General features: G+C 45.0%; 21 protein-coding genes. 15 read left to right on the top strand and 6 right to left on the bottom strand.

What is annotated here, in order from left to right; genetic code table 11:
• Positions 1 to 109: 109 nt before the first annotated feature.
• The 5 genes from dnaG to EXG77_RS11865 all read left to right on the top strand — a co-directional run bounded on the left by dnaG (position 110) and on the right by EXG77_RS11865 (position 5,470).
• A complete protein-coding gene (dnaG, locus tag EXG77_RS11885) occupies positions 110 to 1,906 on the top strand; it encodes a DNA primase (protein ID WP_023467510.1) in 1,797 nt (598 codons plus the stop codon).
• Positions 1,907 to 1,940: 34 nt separating this feature from the next.
• On the top strand, positions 1,941 to 3,026 hold the full coding sequence (gene rpoD, locus EXG77_RS11880) for an RNA polymerase sigma factor RpoD (RefSeq protein WP_023467512.1): 1,086 nt from the start codon (positions 1,941 to 1,943) through the stop codon (positions 3,024 to 3,026).
• Between the two features lie 153 nt (positions 3,027 to 3,179).
• On the top strand, positions 3,180 to 3,521 hold the full coding sequence (gene cccA / locus EXG77_RS11875; protein WP_035398358.1) for a cytochrome c550: 342 nt from the start codon (positions 3,180 to 3,182) through the stop codon (positions 3,519 to 3,521).
• Positions 3,522 to 3,638: 117 nt separating this feature from the next.
• The gene (locus EXG77_RS11870; protein WP_326188407.1) at positions 3,639 to 4,358 is read left to right on the top strand and encodes a tRNA (adenine(22)-N(1))-methyltransferase TrmK; all 720 of its coding nucleotides are present in this window, start codon (positions 3,639 to 3,641) and stop codon (positions 4,356 to 4,358) included.
• Positions 4,358 to 5,470 (top strand): Nif3-like dinuclear metal center hexameric protein, encoded by a 1,113-nt coding sequence (locus EXG77_RS11865; protein WP_035398355.1) that lies wholly within the window; start codon positions 4,358 to 4,360, stop codon positions 5,468 to 5,470. The genes EXG77_RS11870 and EXG77_RS11865 overlap by 1 nt, the downstream gene beginning before the upstream one ends.
• Positions 5,471 to 5,553: 83 nt before the next feature.
• Here EXG77_RS11865 and EXG77_RS11860 read toward each other — a convergent pair whose 3' ends face one another.
• Positions 5,554 to 6,501 (bottom strand): 4-hydroxy-3-methylbut-2-enyl diphosphate reductase, encoded by a 948-nt coding sequence (locus EXG77_RS11860; protein WP_023467517.1) that lies wholly within the window; start codon positions 6,499 to 6,501, stop codon positions 5,554 to 5,556.
• 144 nt (positions 6,502 to 6,645) lie between these two features.
• Between EXG77_RS11860 and EXG77_RS11855 the strand changes: the two genes are divergently transcribed.
• The 5 genes from EXG77_RS11855 (at position 6,646) to EXG77_RS11835 (ending at position 12,398) form a co-directional block, all read left to right on the top strand.
• Positions 6,646 to 8,409 carry a HAMP domain-containing sensor histidine kinase gene (locus EXG77_RS11855; RefSeq protein ID WP_023467518.1) on the top strand — a complete coding sequence of 588 codons (1,764 nt, stop codon included), beginning with the start codon at positions 6,646 to 6,648 and terminating at the stop codon, positions 8,407 to 8,409.
• Complete coding sequence (locus EXG77_RS11850) at positions 8,406 to 9,359, top strand: sugar ABC transporter substrate-binding protein (protein WP_035398353.1); 954 nt, start codon at positions 8,406 to 8,408, stop codon at positions 9,357 to 9,359. Before EXG77_RS11855 ends, EXG77_RS11850 begins: the two co-directional genes overlap by 4 nt.
• A gap of 47 nt (positions 9,360 to 9,406) precedes the next feature.
• Entirely contained in the window at positions 9,407 to 10,759 is a 1,353-nt protein-coding gene (locus tag EXG77_RS11845; protein WP_023467520.1) for a DEAD/DEAH box helicase, read from the top strand.
• 98 nt (positions 10,760 to 10,857) lie between these two features.
• On the top strand, positions 10,858 to 11,760 hold the full coding sequence (locus EXG77_RS11840; RefSeq protein ID WP_023467521.1) for a deoxyribonuclease IV: 903 nt from the start codon (positions 10,858 to 10,860) through the stop codon (positions 11,758 to 11,760).
• 20 nt (positions 11,761 to 11,780) lie between these two features.
• A complete protein-coding gene (locus EXG77_RS11835; RefSeq protein ID WP_023467522.1) occupies positions 11,781 to 12,398 on the top strand; it encodes a hypothetical protein in 618 nt (205 codons plus the stop codon).
• A gap of 120 nt (positions 12,399 to 12,518) precedes the next feature.
• On the opposite strand, the gene EXG77_RS11830 is transcribed toward EXG77_RS11835, so the two are convergent.
• From EXG77_RS11830 to EXG77_RS11820, 3 genes are all read right to left on the bottom strand, one after another.
• Complete coding sequence (locus EXG77_RS11830; protein WP_023467523.1) at positions 12,519 to 12,689, bottom strand: XapX domain-containing protein; 171 nt, start codon at positions 12,687 to 12,689, stop codon at positions 12,519 to 12,521.
• A 65-nt stretch (positions 12,690 to 12,754) separates the two neighbouring features.
• Positions 12,755 to 14,908, bottom strand: a complete 2,154-nt coding sequence (locus EXG77_RS11825) for an RNA degradosome polyphosphate kinase (protein WP_023467524.1) — start codon at positions 14,906 to 14,908, stop codon at positions 12,755 to 12,757.
• The gene (locus EXG77_RS11820; RefSeq protein ID WP_035398351.1) at positions 14,905 to 16,443 is read right to left on the bottom strand and encodes a Ppx/GppA phosphatase family protein; all 1,539 of its coding nucleotides are present in this window, start codon (positions 16,441 to 16,443) and stop codon (positions 14,905 to 14,907) included. The genes EXG77_RS11825 and EXG77_RS11820 overlap by 4 nt, the downstream gene beginning before the upstream one ends.
• A gap of 215 nt (positions 16,444 to 16,658) precedes the next feature.
• On the opposite strand from EXG77_RS11820, the gene EXG77_RS11815 reads away from it, so the two are divergent.
• The 5 genes from EXG77_RS11815 (at position 16,659) to EXG77_RS11795 (ending at position 22,201) form a co-directional block, all read left to right on the top strand.
• Positions 16,659 to 17,426 carry a metal ABC transporter ATP-binding protein gene (locus EXG77_RS11815; protein WP_023467526.1) on the top strand — a complete coding sequence of 256 codons (768 nt, stop codon included), beginning with the start codon at positions 16,659 to 16,661 and terminating at the stop codon, positions 17,424 to 17,426.
• Entirely contained in the window at positions 17,423 to 18,292 is an 870-nt protein-coding gene (locus tag EXG77_RS11810; RefSeq protein ID WP_035398349.1) for a metal ABC transporter permease, read from the top strand. Before EXG77_RS11815 ends, EXG77_RS11810 begins: the two co-directional genes overlap by 4 nt.
• Entirely contained in the window at positions 18,264 to 18,695 is a 432-nt protein-coding gene (locus EXG77_RS11805) for a Fur family transcriptional regulator (protein ID WP_023467528.1), read from the top strand. Before EXG77_RS11810 ends, EXG77_RS11805 begins: the two co-directional genes overlap by 29 nt.
• A gap of 94 nt (positions 18,696 to 18,789) precedes the next feature.
• On the top strand, positions 18,790 to 20,220 hold the full coding sequence (locus EXG77_RS11800) for a bifunctional ADP-dependent NAD(P)H-hydrate dehydratase/NAD(P)H-hydrate epimerase (RefSeq protein ID WP_035398347.1): 1,431 nt from the start codon (positions 18,790 to 18,792) through the stop codon (positions 20,218 to 20,220).
• A gap of 151 nt (positions 20,221 to 20,371) precedes the next feature.
• Positions 20,372 to 22,201 (top strand): GGDEF domain-containing phosphodiesterase, encoded by a 1,830-nt coding sequence (locus EXG77_RS11795; RefSeq protein WP_035398344.1) that lies wholly within the window; start codon positions 20,372 to 20,374, stop codon positions 22,199 to 22,201.
• Positions 22,202 to 22,260: 59 nt separating this feature from the next.
• Here EXG77_RS11795 and EXG77_RS11790 read toward each other — a convergent pair whose 3' ends face one another.
• Entirely contained in the window at positions 22,261 to 23,340 is a 1,080-nt protein-coding gene (locus EXG77_RS11790; RefSeq protein WP_052017187.1) for a diguanylate cyclase, read from the bottom strand.
• Positions 23,341 to 23,438: 98 nt separating this feature from the next.
• The gene (locus EXG77_RS11785) at positions 23,439 to 24,008 is read right to left on the bottom strand and encodes a hypothetical protein (RefSeq protein ID WP_023467532.1); all 570 of its coding nucleotides are present in this window, start codon (positions 24,006 to 24,008) and stop codon (positions 23,439 to 23,441) included.
• Between the last annotated feature and the right edge of the window lie 30 nt (positions 24,009 to 24,038).

Below are 24,038 nucleotides of genomic sequence, written 5' to 3'. Positions count from 1 at the left end.
TAAATGAGATAATGCCCTTTTTCTAATGAAACGGAACGAGTCATCGTTCCGTTTCATTGCGGGTATGGTCATGTAAGGATAAGTTCTCAAGGAAAGGGGAGAGGACGGAATGAAGCGAATTCCTGATGAAATCGTCGATCAGGTCCGCCAAGCAACGGACATCGTCGAATTGATTTCAGAACGTGTAGAATTAAAAAAACAAGGGAATCGATATTCAGGGCTTTGCCCGTTTCATTCTGAGAAATCACCTTCCTTTTCTGTTTCTCCTGATAAAGGGATGTACTACTGTTTTGGATGTGGTGCAGGTGGAAACGCGATCACTTTCGTCATGGAAACAGAAGGAATGAGTTTCAAGGAAGCCGTCTCTAAATTAGCTGATCGCAGTGATGTCACACTTCCGGAACTGGAGCCGGACCGATTCGAACAATCGGAATCGACACCCGAACAGGAAAAGAAGTTCCGGATGCGCGAAGCACACCGGATCGTCACCGAGTTGTATCATGAGGTGTTGATTCAAACGGAAGCAGGCGACGCGGGACGGATTTATTTAGAGAATCGCGGTATCCGTGAAGGTGCGATGCGTGAGTTCCGACTCGGGTATGCGCCGGATCAAGATCGTTTTACAGTGGATTCCTTGGCACGACGTGGGTTTGATTTAGATGAGATGGTCGAAGCGGGATTGATTTCAATCGGACGCGATGGCGATTATCGAGATCGATTCAACGGTCGAGTCGTATTCCCTATCTCCGATCGTGATGGCACGATCGTCGGATTTAGTGGACGTTCGATTGATGGTCGTGATCCGAAGTATGTCAATACAGCGGAAACACCTTTGTTCAATAAAAGTGAACTGTTATTCGGATTCGCTCAAGCACGAGGGGCGATGCGCAAAATCAAACAAGTTGTTCTCGTTGAGGGGAATCTTGATGTTGTGCGTGTCGCTCAAGCGGGTATACCTTATACGGTAGCCTCTTTAGGAACAGCCTTAACACCGGTTCATGCCCAAAACCTAGCACGTATCGTCGATGAAGTCATTATTTGTTATGACGGAGACAAGGCAGGACGCGCTGCGACGTTAAAAGCCCTACAGTTGCTTGAAGCCGTTGCCGTCGACTGTTCCGTCATCCGCTTACCGGATGGCGAAGACCCGGATTCCTTCATTGGTAATCAGGGCGAAGAGACGTTTTTACACTGGATCGAACAAGAACGGGTTTCAAGTCTTGAATTCAAATCTTTTTATTTTCGACAAGGAAAAAACTTGCGATTAGAAGGAGAACGCGTTCGATATATTGAAACTATGCTTGAAGAGATTGGTCGAACATCCAATCCGTTGTTACGGGACATTTATTTAGGAAAACTTTCTGAGGAGTTCAAACTCTCGAAAGACTCCTTGATCGCACAAGTGCGTCCAACCGTCCAACAACCGAAGAGAGAACAAATCGTTTCCGATCGCCCAGCTGCTCTACCGACAGCACCTCCAGACCGAACGTTCGCGAACTGGAAGAAGGCAGAACGCTTCTTACTTGCCTACATGATCCGTTCAGAAGAAGTATGTCTTGAAGTGCGAGAGCAACTAGGTGTCCAATTCAATGATCCGGCACACCAATTGATTGCCGGCAAGCTATATGAATTTTACGGAGCAGGTACGCAAGGAAGTCCTGATCGTTTTTTGACGATGTTGCACGACGCCTCTTTGCAACGAATTGTAGCGGATTTAGAGTTCATGCTGATGCCTGAGTATGATCCTGATTTGCTCAGTCACTACATTCGTGCCGTCCAAAATGAACAGCAACGTCGGTTGTTAGAAGAAGAAAAGTCACGATTGAATCAACAAACAGATATCCGTGCTCAAGCGGAGCTGATGCAGGCGATCATAGAACGGAAGCGTCGTTTAAAAGATCGATGACCTGCTGCATGATGTGGAAGGAGTGTATGGTTCGATGGCAGAAAAAGCAAGATCAGAAGCTGAATTACTCCGTCTCGCGAAAGAGGAACTCATCGCGCTCGGACATAAAAATGGTGAATTGTCACACCAAAAGATCGAAGACAAACTAAGTTCGTTCGAATCAATGGATGCTCAGCAATTCGAGGAATTCCTTCAATTGCTTGAAACAGAAGGTATCAAGGTCAACAATGACGGTACAGGGGACGAAAAAGAAGAGGCGGATCTAAACGATTTGTCTGTTCCTCCTGGTGTCAAGATCAATGACCCTGTCCGGATGTATCTAAAAGAAATCGGTCGTGTCGATCTGTTGAATGCGGAAGACGAAGTCGAACTCGCAAAACGAATTGAGCAAAACGATGAAGAAGCAAAAAAACGATTGGCGGAAGCAAACTTACGTCTCGTCGTTTCGATTGCTAAACGGTATGTCGGACGTGGCATGTTGTTCCTTGATTTGATTCAAGAAGGAAACATGGGTCTGATCAAGGCGGTCGAGAAATTCGACTATACGAAGGGATACAAATTCTCGACGTATGCAACATGGTGGATTCGCCAAGCAATCACACGTGCGATTGCTGACCAAGCGCGGACAATCCGAATTCCGGTTCACATGGTTGAAACGATCAATAAATTGATTCGTGTCCAGCGTCAACTCTTGCAAGATCTTGGACGTGAACCATCACCGGAAGAAATTTCGAAAGAGATGGAAATCACGCCGGAAAAAGTCCGTGAAATCCTGAAAATTGCGCAAGAGCCGGTTTCTCTTGAAACACCAATCGGGGAAGAGGATGATTCACATCTCGGAGATTTCATCGAGGACCAAGATGCGACAGCACCACAAGATGCTGCGGCATACGAACTCTTGAAAGAACAACTCGAAGATGTGTTAGATACACTGACGGATCGTGAAGAAAACGTCCTCCGTCTTCGTTTTGGTCTTGACGATGGTCGGACACGGACACTTGAAGAAGTCGGAAAAGTATTTGGCGTTACACGTGAGCGGATTCGTCAAATCGAAGCAAAAGCACTCCGGAAGTTACGTCATCCGAGTCGTTCAAAACGCTTGAAAGATTTCCTCGATTAATTCAAAGTGTGAAGAATATATGAAATTTTAGTGGGAAGGAAGAAAAAAGTTTCGTTTTTTTCTTCCTTCCCTGTTTTTTTTACAGTAGAATAGTAACGGGGAATACCATTCAGTCACCAACTTGGTTGGGTATAGAATATGGGGGGAATCCAAATGCGTAATCCATTAGTACCGTTCGCGGCGATCGCAGTCATCGCCATCATCGCTATGATTTCATTGTCTTACTTTGGGGTCGATCAGGTGAAGGAAGCTCGTAAAGGGCCGTCAACTGCAGAAATGAAGCCGGAAGACTTGTTTGCATCTAAAGGATGTACAGGATGTCACGGTGGAAACTTAGAAGGCGGAGCAGGTCCGAACTTAACAAAGATCGGCGCGAAGCTGAAAGAAGACGAAATTAAGAACATCGCAATGAACGGTAAAGGGCAAATGCCTGGCGGTCTTGCGAATGACGAAGAAGCAGCTGTTCTAGCCAAATGGTTAGCTGCTAAGAAATAAGAACAAGGGCATCTATCTCGTTACGAGATGGATGTTTTTTTGTGGTGTATGGTATCTTTTTTAGCGTAAATCCGCTATTTTTAAAAGAGAGTTTTTCGGAAAATAGGAAGGATGAAGATGATGCAAATGAACGTCGTATTGGATCAACGACTCCAAAAAGTCGTGTCGTATATTCCACAAGGAGCGATCCTCGCAGATATTGGATCAGATCATGCATTCGTACCTTGTTTTTGTGTACAACAAAAGAAAATCGAGCGTGCGATTGCAGGAGAGGTGAATGAAGGACCGATGGAAGCGGCAAAAGGACAAGTGGCGCTTGTCGGTCTTGAATCACAGATTGATGTCCGTTTAGGAAGTGGCTTATCGGTTTTGAAGCCGGGCGAAGCAACAGCGATTACGATTGCGGGAATGGGCGGAACGCTGATTGCCTCTATCCTTGAAGAAGGAAAAGATCGGTTGTCAGGTGAGGAACGCTTGATTCTTCAACCGAATGTCGATGCAGTCGATGTTCGGAAGTGGTTGCTGACGAATTCTTATGCGTTATTGTCTGAAGCGATCGTCGAGGAGAACGGGAAGATCTATGAAATTCTCGTTGCAGAACGTGGAGATGAAACACTTTACTCAGAGGACGAAACAACACGTCAGTGGGAATTGTTCTTTGGACCACAGTTAATGCGGGAACGTGCACCAGAATTCATCGAAAAATGGCAGATCGAAAAACAAAAGCGAGAGTATATCCTAGCTCAGATGAAACAAGGACAAGCAACGGAGGTTTTATCTGAAAAAATCGAAGCTATCGAACAATTGATTCAAAAGATGGAAGAGGTGACGAACTAATGGCGAATGGGAACCATGTCATTGAGCAGTTTGAAGCATTTGCTCCGAAAAAATTCGCACTCGAAGGTGATCCGATTGGTCTACAAATCGGAACATTGAACAAGGACGTCAAACGTGTGCTCGTGACACTTGATGTCTTGGAGTCTGTCGTCGATGAAGCGATTGAAAAGAAGATTGATCTCATCATTGCGCATCATCCCCCGATTTTTAGTAAGTTAGCAAATGTGACGGATCGTTCTGCAACAGGACGGATTGTCACAAAATGTATCAAACACGATATTGCGGTGTATGCTGCGCATACGAACCTTGACGTGACACCAGGCGGGGTCAATGACTGGATGGCAGATGCGCTTGGTCTTGAGTCTTGTGAAGTACTAGCACCGACGTTTGAAAACACGCAATATAAACTAAGTGTCTTCGTACCGACTGAGGCTGTAGAGCGCGTTTCAACAGCCCTTGCACAAGCGGGAGCAGGAAAAGAAGGGGACTACAGTGATTGTCAATTCCACGTCAATGGAACGGGTCAATTCCGACCGTTGACGGAAGCTACCCCGTATATTGGTGAAGCAGGGCGACTCGAACGCGTTTCAGAAGTCCGAATCGAGACGATCGTCACGGAACTGAATCAGAAACAAGTCATTCGAGCGATGAAACAGGCTCATCCATATGAGGAAGTCGCCTATGATCTCATTCGTCAAGAACGCCCAGCAACATCACTTGGTCTTGGGCGGATTGGTCGGTTACCGGAAGCAATGACGTTGCGGGAATTTGCAGAACATGTTCGCGATGCGTTTGGTGTACAAAACTTACGCTTCGTCGGAGACGAATCGCGCCATATCCAAAAAGTAGCGGTCCTTGGTGGTGACGGCAATAAGTACGTCTCGACTGCAGCATTTGCAGGAGCAGATGTCCTTGTGACAGGAGATCTCTATTTCCATGTAGCGCATGATGCGATGGCACTTGGACTAGCAGTCGTCGATCCGGGACATCATGTGGAGTCGGTCATGAAAGAAGGCGTCGTCAACGAATTAAGCAAACGATTCAAAGAGAAGAAGATAGATGTGGAACTCATCGTCTCGACAGCCAATACGAATCCCTTTCATTTTTTGTGATATGTAAAGTAAAAAATGAGATAAAACACCGGACGGCGATGATTCGCTGTCCGGTGTTTGTTATTACTTCTATCATATTCAGGTTAAAGGATTTTTACTTTTGGTAAAATCCGTCGTAGTTCAAGGAATGGTGTCTTGTCATGTGTACTGATGTCTGATGGATCATATTGCTGTAAGAAATCAATGACCTTTTTCGTGATTGGTGTTGGTGTTGATGCACCTGATGTGACACCAACTTGCTGTACACCTTTAAGCCATGATAGATCGAGTTCTGTTAAATCACCAATCCGATGCGCTGGAGTTCCTGCGATATCGAATGATACTTGTGCCAATCGGTTCGAGTTGTTAGAACGTGGATCACCGACGACGATGACAAGGTCACAATCTCCTGCTTGATCAGCCACCGCTTCTTGCCGGACTTGTGTTGCGTTACAGATTTCATTGTGTACTTCTACATGCGGATACTTTTTACGCACGTGTTCCATCAAAGCTTGGACATCCCATTGGCTCATCGTCGTCTGATTCGTGACGATGATTTTTTTATGAGCGAGCTGAGGCGGGAGTTCATCGATATCTTCGACTTTTTCGATGAGGTGCACATGCTCTGGTGCTACACCGACTGCACCTTCAGGTTCCGGGTGTCCATGTTTGCCGACGTAGATGACTTCATAATCATCCGCGACGACTTGTCGAATCAAATCGTGTGTACGCGTCACGTCAGGACATGTTGCATCGACGACGTGCAGATTTTTTTCGGCGGCGCGTGCATAAACAGCAGGCGAAATACCATGCGCTGTAAAAATGACAGTTCCTTCTTGAATCGTCTCAAGTGCTTCGAGGCGATCGGGACCATCGACTGTGATGACACCCATACTTTCGAATTCACGTGTGACATGAGCATTGTGAACGATCATACCAAGAATATGAATCGGGCGTGGCAAGTCTTTATTCAATGCCGCTTGTTGTGCAAGTTTCATTGCATCGACGACACCGTAACAATAGCCGCGGGGGCTGATTTTTTTTACTAGCATAGTTGTAGATTCTCCCTTTGTGAAAAAGAATGATTAGTTAGAGTGTACCATTGTTTAGACGGGAATGAAAATAGAGGAGTCTGTTTCAGAAACAGAACATGGTATACTAATGAAGTTGCAATTATTTAATAAGGGGGCGAAAGGGTGGAGTCTAAGAAAATGATGCGGTCGTATTTTTTTCAAATCACCGCCATCTTATTCATCCTGTTATGTCTTGTCATTTCAGCGCTTGCCTTTACTGCGGATCGAGTCACGATTTCACGAGTCGAACAGCAAACGGAAAAGCAGAGTGAGAAAAGTGTCGAAGTTTCTGGAAACGCGATCCGTGATAACATTGGGAATTTACATGAGGAAATCATGAGTTTGCAGTTAAACGTCGAAAATCCTGATAAGCTAAGTCGAAAAATTGAAGAATCAAATCTTCTTGATATTGATACTGGATTTAAAAGTCTTTTTTATTTTGACAGAAAGACGAAACAGATTACTTGGTTCTCAAGTGAAGATCGTCGCGTACCAGATAGTACGATAGTAAAGGATGATGATTTTCTACAAACTCTGACAAGTACGGATTTTCATATGAGTAAGCTGTACTCAATGGAATCAGATGCCGTCACATATATGTTCGTGCCAGTTCGAGATGGTAACGAACGTGTAGGTGTGTTTGGTGGTGGACTAAGTGCGATGAATTCAATCATTTTCCGGAAATCATTAGAATCTTTTGATGATCAAACGATTGCCTATTTATTTAATAGTAAAAAAGAATTGCTAGCAACGTCGAGTAATCTTGTGACAGACGAAGAACGACTATTGTCGAGAAGTGTGATCGATCGTGCATTTCAATCCGTCGAACCATCTGAAATCTTTAGTACGAATCAAGATATGTATTACTTTGCAAAAGATTTAAAGGTGACGGATTGGAAAATTCTCGTTCGAACGCCGCGAAACGTTTTTTATGAACCTGTCTACACGACACGGCAGCAGTATTTGATCATCGCCGCTTTGACGCTCGTCCTTAGTCTGATTGTTGGCTATTTAATGTCACGACAATTGACATCTCCTTTACTTGAGCTTGTTCATAAAATTGAGAAAAGTAGTTCCCCGAAACCGATCGTCCTTGAACGTGCCGGATCAAACGAAGTGAAGACATTGGTCGCTGCTTATAATGAATACTCACAGCGAATGGAACATGCGCGACTTGAGCAGTTAAGTCAACAGCAAACCATGTTGCAGCAAGAGAAGCTAGCGTCACTTGGTCAATTAGCGGCGGGCATTGCTCATGAGATACGTAATCCATTAACACCAGTCAAAATGACCTTACAGTTATTAGCCGCAGAAAAGGATCGAGATACAGAGATGTTGATGTTAGCTTTATCTGAGCTTGATCGAGCGAACGGCATGATTCAGACGATGCTTGATTTATCCAAAGGCGAGAACAATGCGCTTCAAAAAACGACGATTGATATGAATGATTTAATGAAGAAGCTGACATATATCTTAGAAGCGGAAGCTCATCTTTACGAAGCGGATTGTAAAATTTATACACCTTCCTTTATGCCAAAGATTCATGCATCAGAAGAGGGGATTTTGCAGATTTTAGCAAACTGTGTTCGAAATGCCCTTCAAGCTGTCGCGTTTAAAGGGCCAGATGGGATTTGTCATTTGCATGTGCATATCTATCCGGAAGAGGTTGTCTTCATCATCCAAGATAATGGTGTCGGAATGGACGGTGATCAGATTGATCATGTTGGTCAAGCATTCAAGACGTCAAAAGTGGATGGAAATGGTCTTGGACTGTTCATGTCAAAACAAATCGTACGCGATCACAAAGGGAAGATGATTTTTGACAGTAAACCTGGAGTTGGCACAACGATTCAAGTTCACTTACCTCGAAAGGAGCAAACGGAATGAAATTCAATAAAGCGTGGCTATTCGTCTTAGTCATTTGGATATCATCCGTTCTTCTTATATCCAATATGTTCGTGAATACGGATTCGAATCCGCGTCGTCATCTCATCGGTTTTACGATCGTCAATGATAAACATGAATTTGCGCAGCGGCTCGTTGATGCGTTCAAGACACAAGCGAAACTGAATAAATATGAAGCAGTCGTCGCGACGTCGCATAATTCACGCATTAATGAAAGAGAGCAGATTGAAGAATTCATTCGAATGAAAGTGGATGCAATTTTCGTTACCACACTCGACGATGTTTACATCGCTGAATCTTTAGAAAAAGCTGCCAAAGAAGATATCCCTGTTTTTGCGATCGATCGATTGATTCGCTCCGATGCAGTCGTCAGTTCGATTACCTCAAATAATCAATTGATTGGTGAACAACTTGCATCATTCATCAAACACGAACGCATCAAGCAGACGGGACGAGCCACCGCTAATATCATTGAAGTCGCAGGTACGGCAAACGTCAACACGACGAATGAACGACACCGGGGATTTTTGACTGGTCTTGAGCGGGAGTCGGATCTGAAAATCGTCGAATCCGTGAATGGAGATTACGACCCCGTCACTTCAGAACAGGTCATGACACAGGTGATTGAGTCGGGAATTCCGTTTGATGCAGTCTATTGTCACAATGACGATATCGCGCTAGGTGTCCTCGAAGCATTGAAAAAAGCAGGGATCAAAGGAAAAATAATTGTCGGCATAGACGGGAATCGTGCTATATTAGAAGCTGTTGACATGAAATCGATGGATGCGACGGTCGTCCAGAGTGCTGATGAGATGATGAAAGTCGCCTTCAGTGCATTGAAGCTTCATACGAAAAACAAAAAGATTCCAACTCGTTTTTATACGTACTCCTATCTGTATGACGGTAGTAGACCCATAACCATGTTGAACTAATCGAGAGGCAGAAGCCTCAGCAAATAAGGAAAGGACGGTGTCAATTCATGAATGGATTCAGCCATTATCAATTACACCCGTTCGTCATCGAAGCACTCGATGACGCCCGCATCACAAAACCGACCGACATTCAGTCGCGGATCATCCCAGCTGCAGTAAAGGGACGCGATATCATCGGTCAATCACAAACAGGAACAGGAAAAACGTTATCGTTCCTTCTTCCAATCGTTCAAAACGTCGATCCAAAGCTTCAAGAATTACAAGCCATCATCGTTGCTCCAACGCGCGAACTTGCATGGCAAATTCATGAAGAACTGAAATCGTTACTCGTGAAGGAACCAGACTTCATCAAGACGAGTCTTATTACAGGTGGAATGGATCGCGAACGTCAAATCGGTCGTGTGAAAGTCTCGCCCCAAATCGTCATCGGAACACCAGGACGTATTTTAGACCTATTCAAAGAACAGGCTTTAAAACCGCATTTCGTGAAGCACTATGTCATCGATGAAGCGGATCAAATGCTCGACATGGGCTTCTTGCCAGAAGTTGACCGGATTGCGCAAGCTCTTCCAGAACAGCTTCAGATGATGGTCTTCTCAGCAACGATTCCTGAGAAATTGCAACCGTTCTTGAAAAAATACATGAATAACCCGCGTTATGCGCATGTGGATCCAAAACAACAGACAGCGAAGAAAATCGTTCACCATACGATTCCGGTCAAACATCGTGAGCGCTCACAATTGACGTTGAAAGTCGCGAAAGCGTTAAACCCTTATATCTGTTTAATTTTTACGAATACAAAAGCAGAAGCAATCGAAGTCGAAGCTTTGTTCCTAGAAGCAGGACTGAACGTTGGTTCCCTTCACGGAGATCTTCCGGCACGTCGTCGTAAACAAGCCATCAAAGAAATCAACGATGCGAAGTATCAATACGTCATCGTGACGGATCTTGCAGCACGCGGAATTGATATTTCAGGTGTCTCGCACGTCATTAACCACGGTATTCCAAAAGATTTAGACTTCTACGTCCACCGTGTCGGTCGGACAGGTCGCGTCGATCAAGATGGATTGGCGTACACATTGTTTGAAGATCACGAGAACGGCATGATCAATCGCTTAGAGGACCGTGGCATTCAATTCACGAACGTTGATGTCAAAGGAACTCAAATCGTCGAGGTCAAAGAACGTCGTCGTGCGAAGCCGCACATGAAAACTGCTGTCTCGAAGACAGCGCATAGCCGTCTGTCGGGTGAAGCAGCAAAAGCGAAAAAACGTGTTAAACCAGGTTATAAGAAGAAGCATCAATATAAGCTGAAAGAAACAGCAAAACGTGAACGCATCAAAGAACAACGTGGTGTCGGTCGCGCGCAACGTAAAGAAAACGCACGCAAATCAAAATAATTCCATTGATGACACCCGTGAAATGAAAAAACATTTTTCGGGTGTCTTGTCGTTTTCAAGATTTGGTACACTGTAAAAAGAGAAAGGTGGAAAAGAACATGAAAATAGGTTCACACGTCTCCGTTTCGGGGAAAAAAATGCTGTTAGGTGCAAGTGAGGAAGCGGCATCTTACGGTGCAACGACGATGATGGTCTATACAGGAGCACCTCAAAATACACGCCGTAAGCCGATGGAAGAATTACGGATTCAAGAAGCATTGCAACATATGAGTGCTAATAGAATAGAGGAAATCGTCGTGCATGCGCCGTATATCATCAACTTAGGGAATACGACGAAACCCGAGACATTCGAACTTGCTGTTTCGTTTTTAGCAGCAGAAATTAAACGAGCAGAAGCGCTTGAAAAGGCGCAACACATCGTACTACATCCTGGTGCGCATGTCGGTGCTGGGGAAGAAATCGGAATCAAACGGATTGTCGAAGGACTCAATGAAGTACTGACAGGTGACGAACAGGTCAAGATCGCGCTTGAGACGATGGCTGGAAAAGGATCGGAAATCGGAAAAACCTTCGAGGAACTTGCTCAAATCATCGAAGGCGTCACACATCATGATCGTCTGTCCGTCTGTCTCGATACATGTCACGTGCATGATGCAGGATACGATATCGTGCACGACTTAGATGGTGTTCTTGAACAATTCGACCGGATCGTTGGACTGGATCGTCTTGGTGTCATCCATGTGAATGACTCAAAGAATATCCGTGGTGCTCGAAAGGACCGTCATGAAAATATTGGTTTTGGTGAGATTGGATTTGATGCCTTACATCGTGTCGTGCATCATCCTGCTCTAGCACATTTACCGAAAATCTTAGAGACGCCATACATTGGTCTCGATCCAAAGAAAAAAGTGGCACCGTATAAACAAGAAATCGATATGTTACGTTCGGGTGCGTTTGATGCAGACTGGCGTCTACCGATTCTAGGAGCACCAGTCGAATAACTCATAAAGGGGTGTCTGTGATGTGTCATATACTCGTCGTTGATGAGACTAGTTTTGCGATACGACAAGCTGTTGTCCACTACTATGAAACAAAGGAACCATTTTATTTGCCGGCAGAACTGGCAGAGGGAGAAGAGGTGTTTCTTGCGACGACTGACGGTATCATGGCGTATGCTGAAGCCTTGTTCACCGAGTATACGACACGTCCAGAAGATCCGTTTTGGCTGACGAACGCTGACGACTCAGAAGGGTCATATGTGTGCCTGGACCTCATCAGTGTGGATTTACGTCATCCGTTACTTGGACGACCACTCGATCAACTTGGTCTTAAAACCGGATCAGTCGAAGGCGTGGTTCGCACACGTCTGCTCGATTCATGGCAGTATGGGTATTTCGAAACGGATGTACTGACACTCGAACAATCTAAACAACGTCGAATCGAGCGCTTCAAGGAGCGAAATCATCTGGAACAAGTCGCGCGTCAATGTATGCATTGTGAGGAGTCTCGGCAGTCGTTACTTGAATGGCATCTGACGCCAGAAGGATATCAGACGGTTTGCCCGACCTGCCACCGATGGTTACACCAACAGATGCTGCATGCGGTGGATACGGCAGCAGCAACGGAAGAGAGTGAGTAAAATCTTTTCCTATTCAAGCAGAGCTCCCGCGACTGACATTTAATCATTAAAACCTTAAAAAGAATCAAAAAAACAGTTCTCTTTTCTGCGCTGGCAGCAAAGGAACTGTTTTTGTTTGGATTAGAAAAAGCGTTCTACTAAAAATAGATAGATTTTCATCCCAAGAAAGACACCGAAGATTCCGACGACGGCTGGAAAAACAGGTGGAGCAGGAATCGGCAGTTTCAGTGCGGTGAACACAACGCCGCAGATGACGCCGGCGAGAAGGGATAATAAGATTTGCTGAAGCATACATTTCGTCCTTTCTGCTGTAAATCAGCATGTGAAGTAGAGTACGTGGTAAAACATGACCAACATCATGTAGCATTTTGATCAAGAATGACTTTGTCCTCTTTCTTTTCAATCGTGATCCACTTGTGTGTCAATGGAGCTGTAAAACTAGGTTTTTGTTTTAGTTTGCCGCTCGTATAGTCTTGAATCAGCAGCTGGGATTCACAGCTCTGTTTTCCATCCTTCACGTAATGATAAGATCCATCGGCTGCCTGCTCACGCGACTTTACATTATCAGCAAGGGCGAGGGCGAGACAATCCTTTAAATACTCCTTATGTTCTTCGTCCATGATCGGGAACAAGATTTCAATCCGTTTTCGCATGTTGCGTGTCATCCAGTCCGCGCTTGACCCATACATCAAATCCTGTCCATTGTGGTGGAAGTAGAAGATGCGTGAATGCTCCAAGTAACGGTCGACGATCGAGATGACGCGAATATTCTCCGAAACATCTGGAATGCCAGGACGCAGACAACAGACGCCCCGAACGATAAGTTCGACTTGGACACCGGCGCGCGATGCCTTGTAGAGCCGTAAAATGATGTCTTTTTCCGTTAAACTATTCATCTTAGCAACGATTCGACCATTTCCGTGTTTTTTATGATGATGAATCTCTTCATCGATTAATGACAGGAACTTCTCAAGCATCGCGTTCGGTGAAGTTTGGATAACGTTCCATTCCGGCTGTTCCCCGTACCCGGATAACCAATTGAAGAAGTTCGTCGCATCTTCGGCGATTTCTTCCCGAGCGGTTAATAATCCGACGTCCGTGTATAGTTTCGCCGTCGAATCATTATAGTTGCCGGTACCAAGGTGGACAAAACGCTGAATTTTGCCTTCGTGGAGTCGGACGACGAGCGTGATCTTCGAGTGTGTCTTTAAATCACTATATCCGTAGATGACATGGGCGCCGACCTTTTCTAGTTGCTTTGCCCATTCGATGTTTTTCGCCTCGTCGAATCGAGCCTTGAGTTCAACGAGGACGGTGACCTGTTTCCCGTTTTCGGCAGCCGTTTTTAAGGCCTTGATGATCGGTGAATCACCAGATACGCGATAAAGTGTTTGTTTGATGGCAAGGACGTTCGGATCATTTGCCGCTTGGACGATGAACCGGACGATAGGATCAAACGTATGATACGGATGATGCAAGAGATAATCGCGTTCGAGTAATTGATTGAACAGATTTTTTGAACTATCGAGTGCTGGTGGGTCGACTGGCATGATCGTCTGATAAATCAAATGATCATATTCAATACCGATTTGACTGTAAAAGGCAAAGGAGAACGTTAAATCAATCGGACCATCCACGGCAAAGATGTCGCGTTCCTGTAAATCAAGTACATCGCGCAACATGTTGAGCAGTTCGGTATTGATGGCAGCTTTTTGAACTTCGAGTCGAATCGCGACTCCCCAACGCCGCTTTTTTAATTCTTTCTCAATCAGCTTTAATAAGTCATGCGTACCTTCCTCGTGAAACGGAAGGTCGGCATTACGCGTAATTCGAAACGGCATCGCAGACAACACACGATAGCCTTTGAATAGACTATCGATGAAGGCGATGATGACGTCTTCGAGTAAGATGACAGCGGTCGTCTCATCATCTTCTACCGGTAAATCGACGAATCGTGGCAAGACAGCAGGTACTTGTACGAGCGCCAAATTCCGTTTTGTCCCGTCTTCTGCCTCGAGTACCGTCGCGATGTTGAGTGACTTTGACGAGAGCATCGGGAATGGACGATAGGCATCGACGGCGACAGGCGTGAGTACCGGAAAGACTTGTTCACGGAAAAAGGATTTTACATAGGTCGTCTGATCCGAAGTCAGGGCATCATATTTTAAGAATGTAATGCCTTCATCGGATAACGTCTGATTGATTGATTGAAATGCTTCGTATTGCCGATCGACTAACTCCTTTGTTTTCGCTGCGATCGCACGTAACTGCTGTTTGGGTGTCATTTGTTGTTTATTTTCCGGTTTATTGAATCCGGCGAGTACTTCATCCTTTAAACCACCGACTCGTACCATATAGAACTCGTCTAGATTGGAACTAAAGATACCGAGAAACTTAAAACGTTCCATTAACGGATTGCGTGTGTCAAACGCTTCATCCAGTACACGTTTGTTGAATTGGAGCCAGCTAAGCTCACGATTATTGAAATGTTCCGGTATGTCGAGCTTCATGAAGGAAGATCTCCTTTCGTTTCGAAGGTAATCGTACAATCAATGATTCGTTCCAGGTGTTTCTTTTGTTTTTCCGCTTTTTCGACTTCGAATCCATAATCATGATCCCCTGTATCGAGGACGAATTGGAGTTGATCCTTTTGAAGGAATAGCTCCAAATGATCGACAGCTTTTCGCTCCGTCACGTCGAGCGCATGACTTAATTTGAGGAGAGAACCAAGTAGATCAAAGCGATCCAGCGATTTTTCCGTAAACCAGTCCTTGAAAGGTTTCGCAAGCTGGTTCATCCGTTTGGCAGAAGAATAGGAGCTGACAAGCGAGAGAGCAACGCGATCCTTGTGCGTCATGCCATTCAATTCGGTATTCGTCAACAGGTAGAACGTCTGGTCCGATCGTGTATCTGGATTAATGTATTGTCCACAATAAAATAAGCGACTTGCTGAATCGAGCAGTCGTAGATCAGACGCGCGTTCTGAAATCAAGTCGAGCGTGACGAGCTGCCGGTACATCGATTTGGCGAGAGTTCCAATATATGACGCACGATCTCGATTGACCTTATAGTCGCTTTCGAGCTGATAGAGACTTTGCTCACGTACGTTTTCAATCCGACGGTATGCTTCGTCCTGCACATCGAACTCGTAAACAAGACCTTCGCGAAGACCGAGATTACTCATGACGAATTCTTCCGCTTCGATGTGATGAGCTAACTCTTGAATCGCAATCAATGCCGGCAGGAAGATATCAATTCGATCCTTTGAGAGTCCTTCGATTTTCGATAGTTGTTTCGCCGACTTGCCTTCGAGATCGTCCACCATCTTCGCGAGTTCCTTCGCTTTGATTTGATATTGGTGAACACTTCGTAGGGGATAGTCCTGACTCGACTGATGGATCCGAACGAAATTTCGGGCAGAACCACCGACACCGATTAAAGGAAGCTTTTTATCACTCAGCCATGGAATCGATTCGAATTGCTCCCGTAGGAATTTCACCAATTTTTTCTTATCGCTGGTATTTAGTGTCTCGTCCGAAACGAATTGCCGTGTCAAAGTGACGGCACCAAATGGAAAGCTGTGATACGCCACCATTTCGCGATTTTCAATCAAGGTGACTTCCATGGAACCACCACCGATATCGACAGAAAAGCCATCAGTCAGGAAGGTCGAATTGATGATGGCAAAATAGCCATAGTATGCTTCTTGTTCATCTGTCAGAACCTGAATGGAAAAAGGCGTGTTTTCTGTAACGGATTCAACGATGGCATCTCGGTTCGTTGCATTACGGATGGCTGCTGTCGCGACACAGATTGTTTCTTCGACTTCATGGGTGACACCAACTTCATAAAAACGATGTAACGTTTCTTCGAGTAAGGCGATGCCTTCATCATCGAGTGCTCCATCCTCGTTGATGTGAGCAGATAACCGGGCGACGACTTTAATATTAATCTTCTCGATATAGCGACCAGAAGCGATCGGATGGAAGATGACATAACGAATCGAGTTGGAACCGATATCGATGACTGCAAGTTCTTGTTTCAAATGACTCCGACTCCTCTCTGCGATGCGTGCACTAAAAGAATTCCCTCTCTGAACAAGCCGGAAACAGCTAGCTTCTTTCTTTATTGTACCTTGAATGTTTTCTAAGGAGGATAGGAAGTTGCTAGAGTTGCACCAATAATTGGCGGGCGCTATAATAAGACAGTTGATTAAGGCGTAATTATTCCGTTTTACGAAAACGGAAGGAGTGAAAATACATGGAAACACCAATCATCGAGATTGATCAAGTCAGCTATGATTACCCGGATCGTCGGGTGTTGAATCAAGTCTCGTTTCAGGTCGAGCAAGGGCAATTTTTAGCCATCGTCGGTGAAAATGGATCCGGAAAATCGACGCTGATCAAATGTATATTAGGGTTATTGCAACCGAAAGGAACGATTCGTTTATTTGGACAATCCCAATCACAATTCAATGAATGGTGGCGGATCAGCTATGTTTCGCAAAAAGCGGCAGCGTTCAACTCCGGTTTTCCGGTGACTGTCGCAGAAGTCGTTGAGATGGGACTGTACGCTAAAAAAGGACTCTTTCGTCGCTTGTCTCGCGACGATCGAGACAAAGTACGAACGGCCCTCGAAACGGTCGGCATGTGGGAGCGACGCGATTCAAAAGTCGGCGACCTATCCGGTGGTCAACAACAACGTGTTTTCATCGCACGTGCGCTCGTCAACGATCCTGATTTAATGATCTTGGATGAACCAACCGTTGGTGTCGATCAGCGATACGTGAAAGAATTTTATGAGATCTTAGAAGAACTTCGTCGAGATAAGCGCCGGACATTCGTTCTTGTCACGCATGATATTCATTTCGTCAGTAAACTTGTCACGGATGTGATTCATCTGGTCGATGGACGTTTAGGATGTAACTGTGGCATCAAGGAATACTGGGAACTAGATGAACAGACGATCCGCTCCCTCTATCCGGTTCCGGGACGTGTCCTCGTTCATGAAGGGAAGAGTGTCCAATGATTGAAGCGTTCATGACGTTAAAGTTTTTACAGTACGCTTTGGTGGCTGCCATTCTGATCGGATTCACGGCACCATTGATCGGTTCGTTCGTCGTCGTCAGGCGGATGAGCTTAATCGCAGATGCACTATCACACGTCACGCTAGCTGGGATTGCGCTCAGTCTCTTGATCTCTGGAATGGTCGCACAATTAGCGGACTTGAATCCACTGTATTTAGGAATCGTGACGTCGGTCATCGCGGCACTGACGATTGATTGGTTGCGTGCGAAGTACAAGCACTTCCAAGAACTCGCAATCCCGATCATCATGGCGACGGGAATGGGGCTTGGGGCAACATTCATCAGTCTCGCGAACGGCTTTTCAATGGATCTCGTCTCCTTCTTGTTCGGAACGGTCTCGGCTGTCGCCTTGACGGATGTGTACACGATTCTTATCGTGACGATCGTCGTCGTCATCTTCGTCTTTTCTTTTTACAAGGAATTGTTGTTCCTCTCCTTTGACGAGGAGCAGGCGCGCGTTTCCGGGATTCGCCTTCGCTTAGTGCATATTCTCTTTATGATCGTCGTTGCGCTTGTCATTGCGATCAGTATGCGAATCGTTGGGATTTTGCTTGTCTCAAGCTTAATCACGTTACCGGTTGCGGCAGCACTTCGAATTGCGAAGAGTTTTAAGATGACAATCTTTTTAGCAATCATCTTCGGCGAAATCGCTACAGTACTTGGACTCATCCTGGCTTATCAGTTCGATTTGGCACCCGGCGGAATGATCGTCTTGATTGCGGTACTTGAGCTGATCATCGTGATGCTGTTGGAACGTTTTTGGATAGGAGGGAAAACACATGAAGACGAACATCGAACAAGCGCGTGAACGCATGAAGGCTTCTGGGTTTAAAATGACACCGAAGCGTCTCGATTTGCTATCGTATCTGTTTGAAGTGAATCGTTATGTCAGTGCGCGGGAAGTAGCAGAAGCTCTTCGAACGTCTCATCCTTCGTTAAGTTATGATACAATCTATCGAAACTTGAATGACTTTTCGGAAATCGACTTATTAGAAGTGACGGAATTAGACGGTGAGATGAAATACCGAGCAGCTTGTGCTTCAGGACACCATCATCATCATTTGATATGCCGAATCTGCGGCAAGACGGAAACATTGAATGTCTGTCCGATGGAATGGGTTTCTCCGGTCCAAGAGACTGGCTTTGAAGTCGAGGATCATAAGTTCGAAATTTATGGACGCTGTGCGAATTGTCAACGCATGACATCTTAAATGAAAGAGGATGCCCGGTCGGGCGTCCTCTTTTTGCGTTTTAAAAGACTAGTCCTGTTCAAAACGGGAATAGTCGAACAGAGGTGATGAGAAGATGATTTATGATACACAAGAAGCGCGACAAATCGATGAGTGGGCACGGACATCCGGACTGCCACTTGAAGTGCTGATGGAACGAGCTGGAAGTCACATCGCAACACGTATCAAAGAGCGTCATAGGAAGACGGAGCGAATCTTGATTTTATGTGGGACAGGCAATAACGGTGGGGATGGGTATGTCATTGGTCGCGAATTGATACGCGACGGATTTGATGTCACACTATTTGCGCCATTTGGAGAGAATCGTTCGGATACATCCATCGTTCATGTTCATTATGCAGAAGCGTTCGGACTTGTGACCGAACAACCGTGTGGTCAATATGATGTGATTCTAGATGCCTTATATGGAACGGGATTTGATCCAAAGCGGATGAATCAAGTGTTCGAAGCGCAGTGTGAATTCGTATCGGAACAAAAGCGGCAAGGGGCACGTATCTATGCAGTAGATGTTCCAAGCGGAGTACCGACAGATCATGCAACGGAATTTAAGGAGACAGCGATTCGCGCAGACGTGACATTCCAATTGCATGCAATGAAACGATCTGCCTTTTTAATACGAACAGCCCCGTTTTATGGCGAATTAGAAACAATTGATATCGGATTACCGACTTTTGGTGAATGGCGCGTATCACCTAAGGATGTGACCGCCTTATTCAAGCGGGAACCATACGGGCATAAAGGAACGTACGGGACGGCGCTATTGATTGGTGGAAGTGAGACGATGCCGGGCTCCATCCAACTCGCTACACGGGCAGCCTTACGAACAGGAGTCGGTAAACTACAAGTTGCGACGACGGCACTTGCGAAACATGGAATCATCGCCCAAGCACCGGAAGCGATGGTCATTGATCAGACGTTACCAGCAATTCAGGAGATGCTCCCCTCCATCTCAGCAGTTGGAATCGGTCCTGGATTATCGCAAGAGGCAGTCGAAACATGGGTGGACCATCTACTTGAGAGTGATGTGCCGGTTGTATTAGATGCTGCAGCTCTAGTAAAAGAAAGTTATCCCGAGCGAACCGCGCCGATCATCGTCACACCGCATATCGGTGAATTCGCCCGGATGACGAACCAGAGTGTCGCAAGTATTCAAGATGATCTTTTTGGTCAGGCAACCGACTATGCCATCTTGCATCAAGTAACTGTCGTCTTGAAGTCCCATGTCATCTTAATCGCGAAACCGGATGGAGGCGGATTCGTCATCTCTGGTGCATCAAGTGGTCTCGCCAAAGGAGGAAGTGGGGATACTCTGTTTGGCATATTAACCAGCCTTCTTGCACAACATCCAACAGGCGACATCGAAAGAACATTAGCGCAAGGAGCAGAGTGGTATGCACGTGCTTCTCGGCAAGTTGAACGACGCTTACATCCGAGTAGCTTGCTAGCGACGGATGTCATCGAGGAGTTAGGTAGAGTCGAACTATAAAAACATCAATTTGAAAGAAAGTCTTCCACGATACGTATGAGGGAAGACTTTTCTTTTTAGGAAGGAATTGACACATTCCATTTAACAGGAGTATCATCAAGCGATGTCGAAACCTTTATACGGAAAATCTGACGGAAAGGAGGGGAAAAGCATGGAGGATATCGTTCGGAAACAACAATGGTGGATTGGAAACTTTGCTCTTTTCATGATGCTTGTTGGTGCTCTAATCATTTATACGACGACGGAAGAGACAATCAAGAATGCATATTTGAGTCGTTCTGTCATTATTTCATTTTTAGTCATGATGGGAATTTTTATTTTTTATATCAGTCGTCGTAAGATGGAAATCGTTTTGCAAACGCACTTATTGTCCTTGATGTTGCTCGTCGTTCCGATTACATCGATTAGCTTTTTACCTTACGCGGCAGTTACCGTTTGGGCAAGTAGCTTTTTGTTTTTGATGATCGCTTTAATCTCCTATCAACGCATCATGATGTGGTACGCCATCATTGTTACCATCGCAACTAGTTTGTACGTCATGGGGAATGTCGATACCGTAACGGTGGAAATTGATCCGACCGACCATTATGGGCGGATTGGTATGATTGTGATTGGCGTATCGATTGCACTTGTCATCAATCACTTGCATATTCGCAATTTAAATCGTTTGAATGACCTTGCGATACAATTACACGATACGGCGCGACGTGATGAAGAAACAGGTGTCTTGAATCGCCAAGGATTAAACGAAATTGATTTTCCAAGATCCGAACAACAGCTCATTTTTGTCGGGATTCATTTAGAAAACTACTATGAGCTGGCACGTTATTTTGGAGAAGATATTCAGTTACAAGTACTACGCGCCTGTATCGAGCGACTCAAGAGACAACTACCTCCTTATCAAGCGTTTGCTCGGATTGAAGCAGGGACGTTATTGATTGTCATGGAAAAGCCGGACGAGGTGGCATGTAAGGAAGCGATGGAAGAATTGAGCCAAGAAATTTCCGTACCATACGAAATCGAGGGGCATCATGTCTATGTCAACATATCCATCGTCATTGATAATGGCGATGGGGCGACCGACAATCGAAAGCGTCGGGTGCAGCAATTATTGACTGCCTTACAAGAAGCAGCGCAACAAAACGAACGTGTGATGTGTATTGACCAAGAATGGCGTAAGGATCAAGAATTACGAGTCAAAGCAGCACAATCGTTAGCACAGGCTAATATTGAAACGGATTTTCACCTCGTCTATCAACTGCAATACGATGTTCGATCAGAGCAATTCATCGGTCTCGAAGCATTGGTTCGATGGAAGACCCCGCTACAGGGAGCCGATCGACCATCCGTGTTCATCCCGATTGCTGAAAAAAGTGACTTGATCATTCGTCTAGGTGAGTGGATCTTTGAGGAAGGATGTAAGACGCGTAAAGCATTGGTCGGTCTGGTTCCGGATGAGTTTACGTTGTCAGTCAACGTATCACCACGACAGTTGACGAGTGAGTCGTTCATGCCATTCATTGAACGAACGTTACTCAAGTATGCATTAAAGCCGCAACAGATTAAGATTGAGATTACGGAAAGTCAGTCGCTCGATTTTGAGAGTCAGTCGATTCATCGAGCGCTCAAGCGCATCAAAACGCTTGATTTCCCAGTTTCGCTTGATGATTTCGGTACTGGTCATGCGTCTTATCACGTCCTCGAACGTTTATTACCGTTACGTCAATTAAAGATTCCGAAGCAATTCATTGAACAAATTGGAGCATCGGAGAAACGACAATCGATTCTTGAGTCGATTTTTCAATTGAGTGAGTCGATGCATGTCGAATGTATCGTTGAAGGAGTAGAGACAGGAGAGGAAGTACGCATTGCCAAGGAAATCGGCATTCATCTATTCCAAGGTTATTTCTTTGCTAAACCGGTACCACTTAAAGAAATCATCTGTCTACTACAAAAAACGAATGAAGGAACGGTCCGTTGACCAACAAAAGCCACTTCAGTCCGAATTTTTCGGAGAGAAGTGGCTTTTTCATACAATACTTATGATTGGTACAGTCGATATTGATTTCGACCTTGCGTTTTTGCCTCATATAAAGCGGCATCTGCTTGCTTAAAGACCATTTCAGCAGGCTGATGATGAGCGTAAGCAATTCCAGCGGATACGGTGATTGATACGGCATGATCCTGCATCACGAACGGTGTTTGCTGAACGGCTGTTACGATCGTTTCCGCTATGATAACAGGAGAGTATTGTTCGCTATCCGGAATGATGATGATGAATTCTTCGCCTCCATATCGACCGACCGTGACTGGTACAGGACAATATTCATTCAATATAATCGAAAAATGGCGTAAGACGGCGTCACCGATGGCGTGACCGTGTGTATCGTTCACAGTCTTGAAATGATCCAAATCGAATAGAATCACACTCCAAGAGGCGTTACTTTTTTCGAGCGTCGTTACTTTTTCTAAAATGACATGTCGATTCGCAAGCCGTGTCAATTGATCGGTCGATGCGAGGTAGGATTGATAGGAGTACAGAACAAAGTGCTGTTGAAGGAGCGAGGATAACCTATAAAACAAAATCGCTCCACCAATCGTTAGGATAAAATAGGGAATATAGATCGTTTCCCATGCATCGACAGGAGAATTGCTAATGATCAGTCGCCAAAGAACAAGTAATGAACCGACCGTGACGATGGCGGAAAAGAAGTACCCTTGTCGTGTGATAAATCGGCGACAAATAAACGAAAGAATTAAAAAACCAAGTAGTGTGATGACAGAACTAAGTAGAACATTCAGTGAAGCGCCGTCATGAATCAAGAACCGATAAAATAGAAGCATCGTTCCTGTCACTGCGATACTGACGTTACCGCCAAATAGGGCGGATAAAGCGAGAGGTAACAATCGTAAATCGATCAGTGCCCCATTTAAATCGATGGCGTGGTGCATAAGGAGAATTCCTGTTACTCCATTCGCGAGTCCGAAATACAGGCGAGTGGACATCATCGAGTCCGGGTGAATCGGTAAGCGATCACGCAACAGATAAAAAGTGAATGTAGAGACAAGAAAGATAATACAGATATTGACGAAAAAGATATTCACTGTCGTAAGCATCATGAAACCCTTTCTATTAGAAAATCTAAATCTAATGCCATTGTATGCTATCTCATCGGATAATGGCATAGAAAATGGAAAAAACAGCCTAATCGGCTGTTTTAACGAATCGGTGCAAATTTTTGAATCTCTTGAACGGCCTCATTCCAGGAAGCGACACGAATGACATTATTCGGTACGGCTTTACGGTTATAAGGTGCATCGAACAAGATTACAGGAATAGAGGTGTCTTCTGCGATTTGTACAGCATTCTCTAATCGATCTTCCATGAATAAATCGAGTGATAAATCACGGACGACTTGTACTTTGTCGTGTGATCCCGTCATGATCAAGGAATCAAGAGGAAGTTCGTGTTGTTTGATCCACTCTTCTGTTACAGGACGAACGAGCTCCGATCGTGCTGTTACGTAATGGAGATCATACTGCTTCCGCAAATTCCATAAGTGATGACGAACATGTTCTTGAGGGATGGATTCACGATAAATGCCTGTCTCGTGACCAGAGTTCACCATGTAGTCCCAAAATTCGATTTGATTCATATCGGTATACGTATGCAATTCATACTCGGACGCCTGATTGAAGTCAATCGACGTTCCGAGATGTTTATTCATGTAAGTGAAGCAAGAGGATGGATGTGTGATCGTTCCATCAATGTCGATTCCAATTTTCATTTACAGTCACCCACGTTCTAAAAATTTTTC

It is taken from the genome of Exiguobacterium sp. OS-77, assembly GCF_000414195.2.
In the GTDB taxonomy this organism is placed as follows: Bacteria; Bacillota; Bacilli; order Exiguobacteriales; family Exiguobacteriaceae; genus Exiguobacterium_A; species Exiguobacterium_A indicum.
The sequence above is the reverse complement of the archived record's forward strand: the minus strand, read 5'-3'. Positions and strand labels throughout refer to the sequence as shown.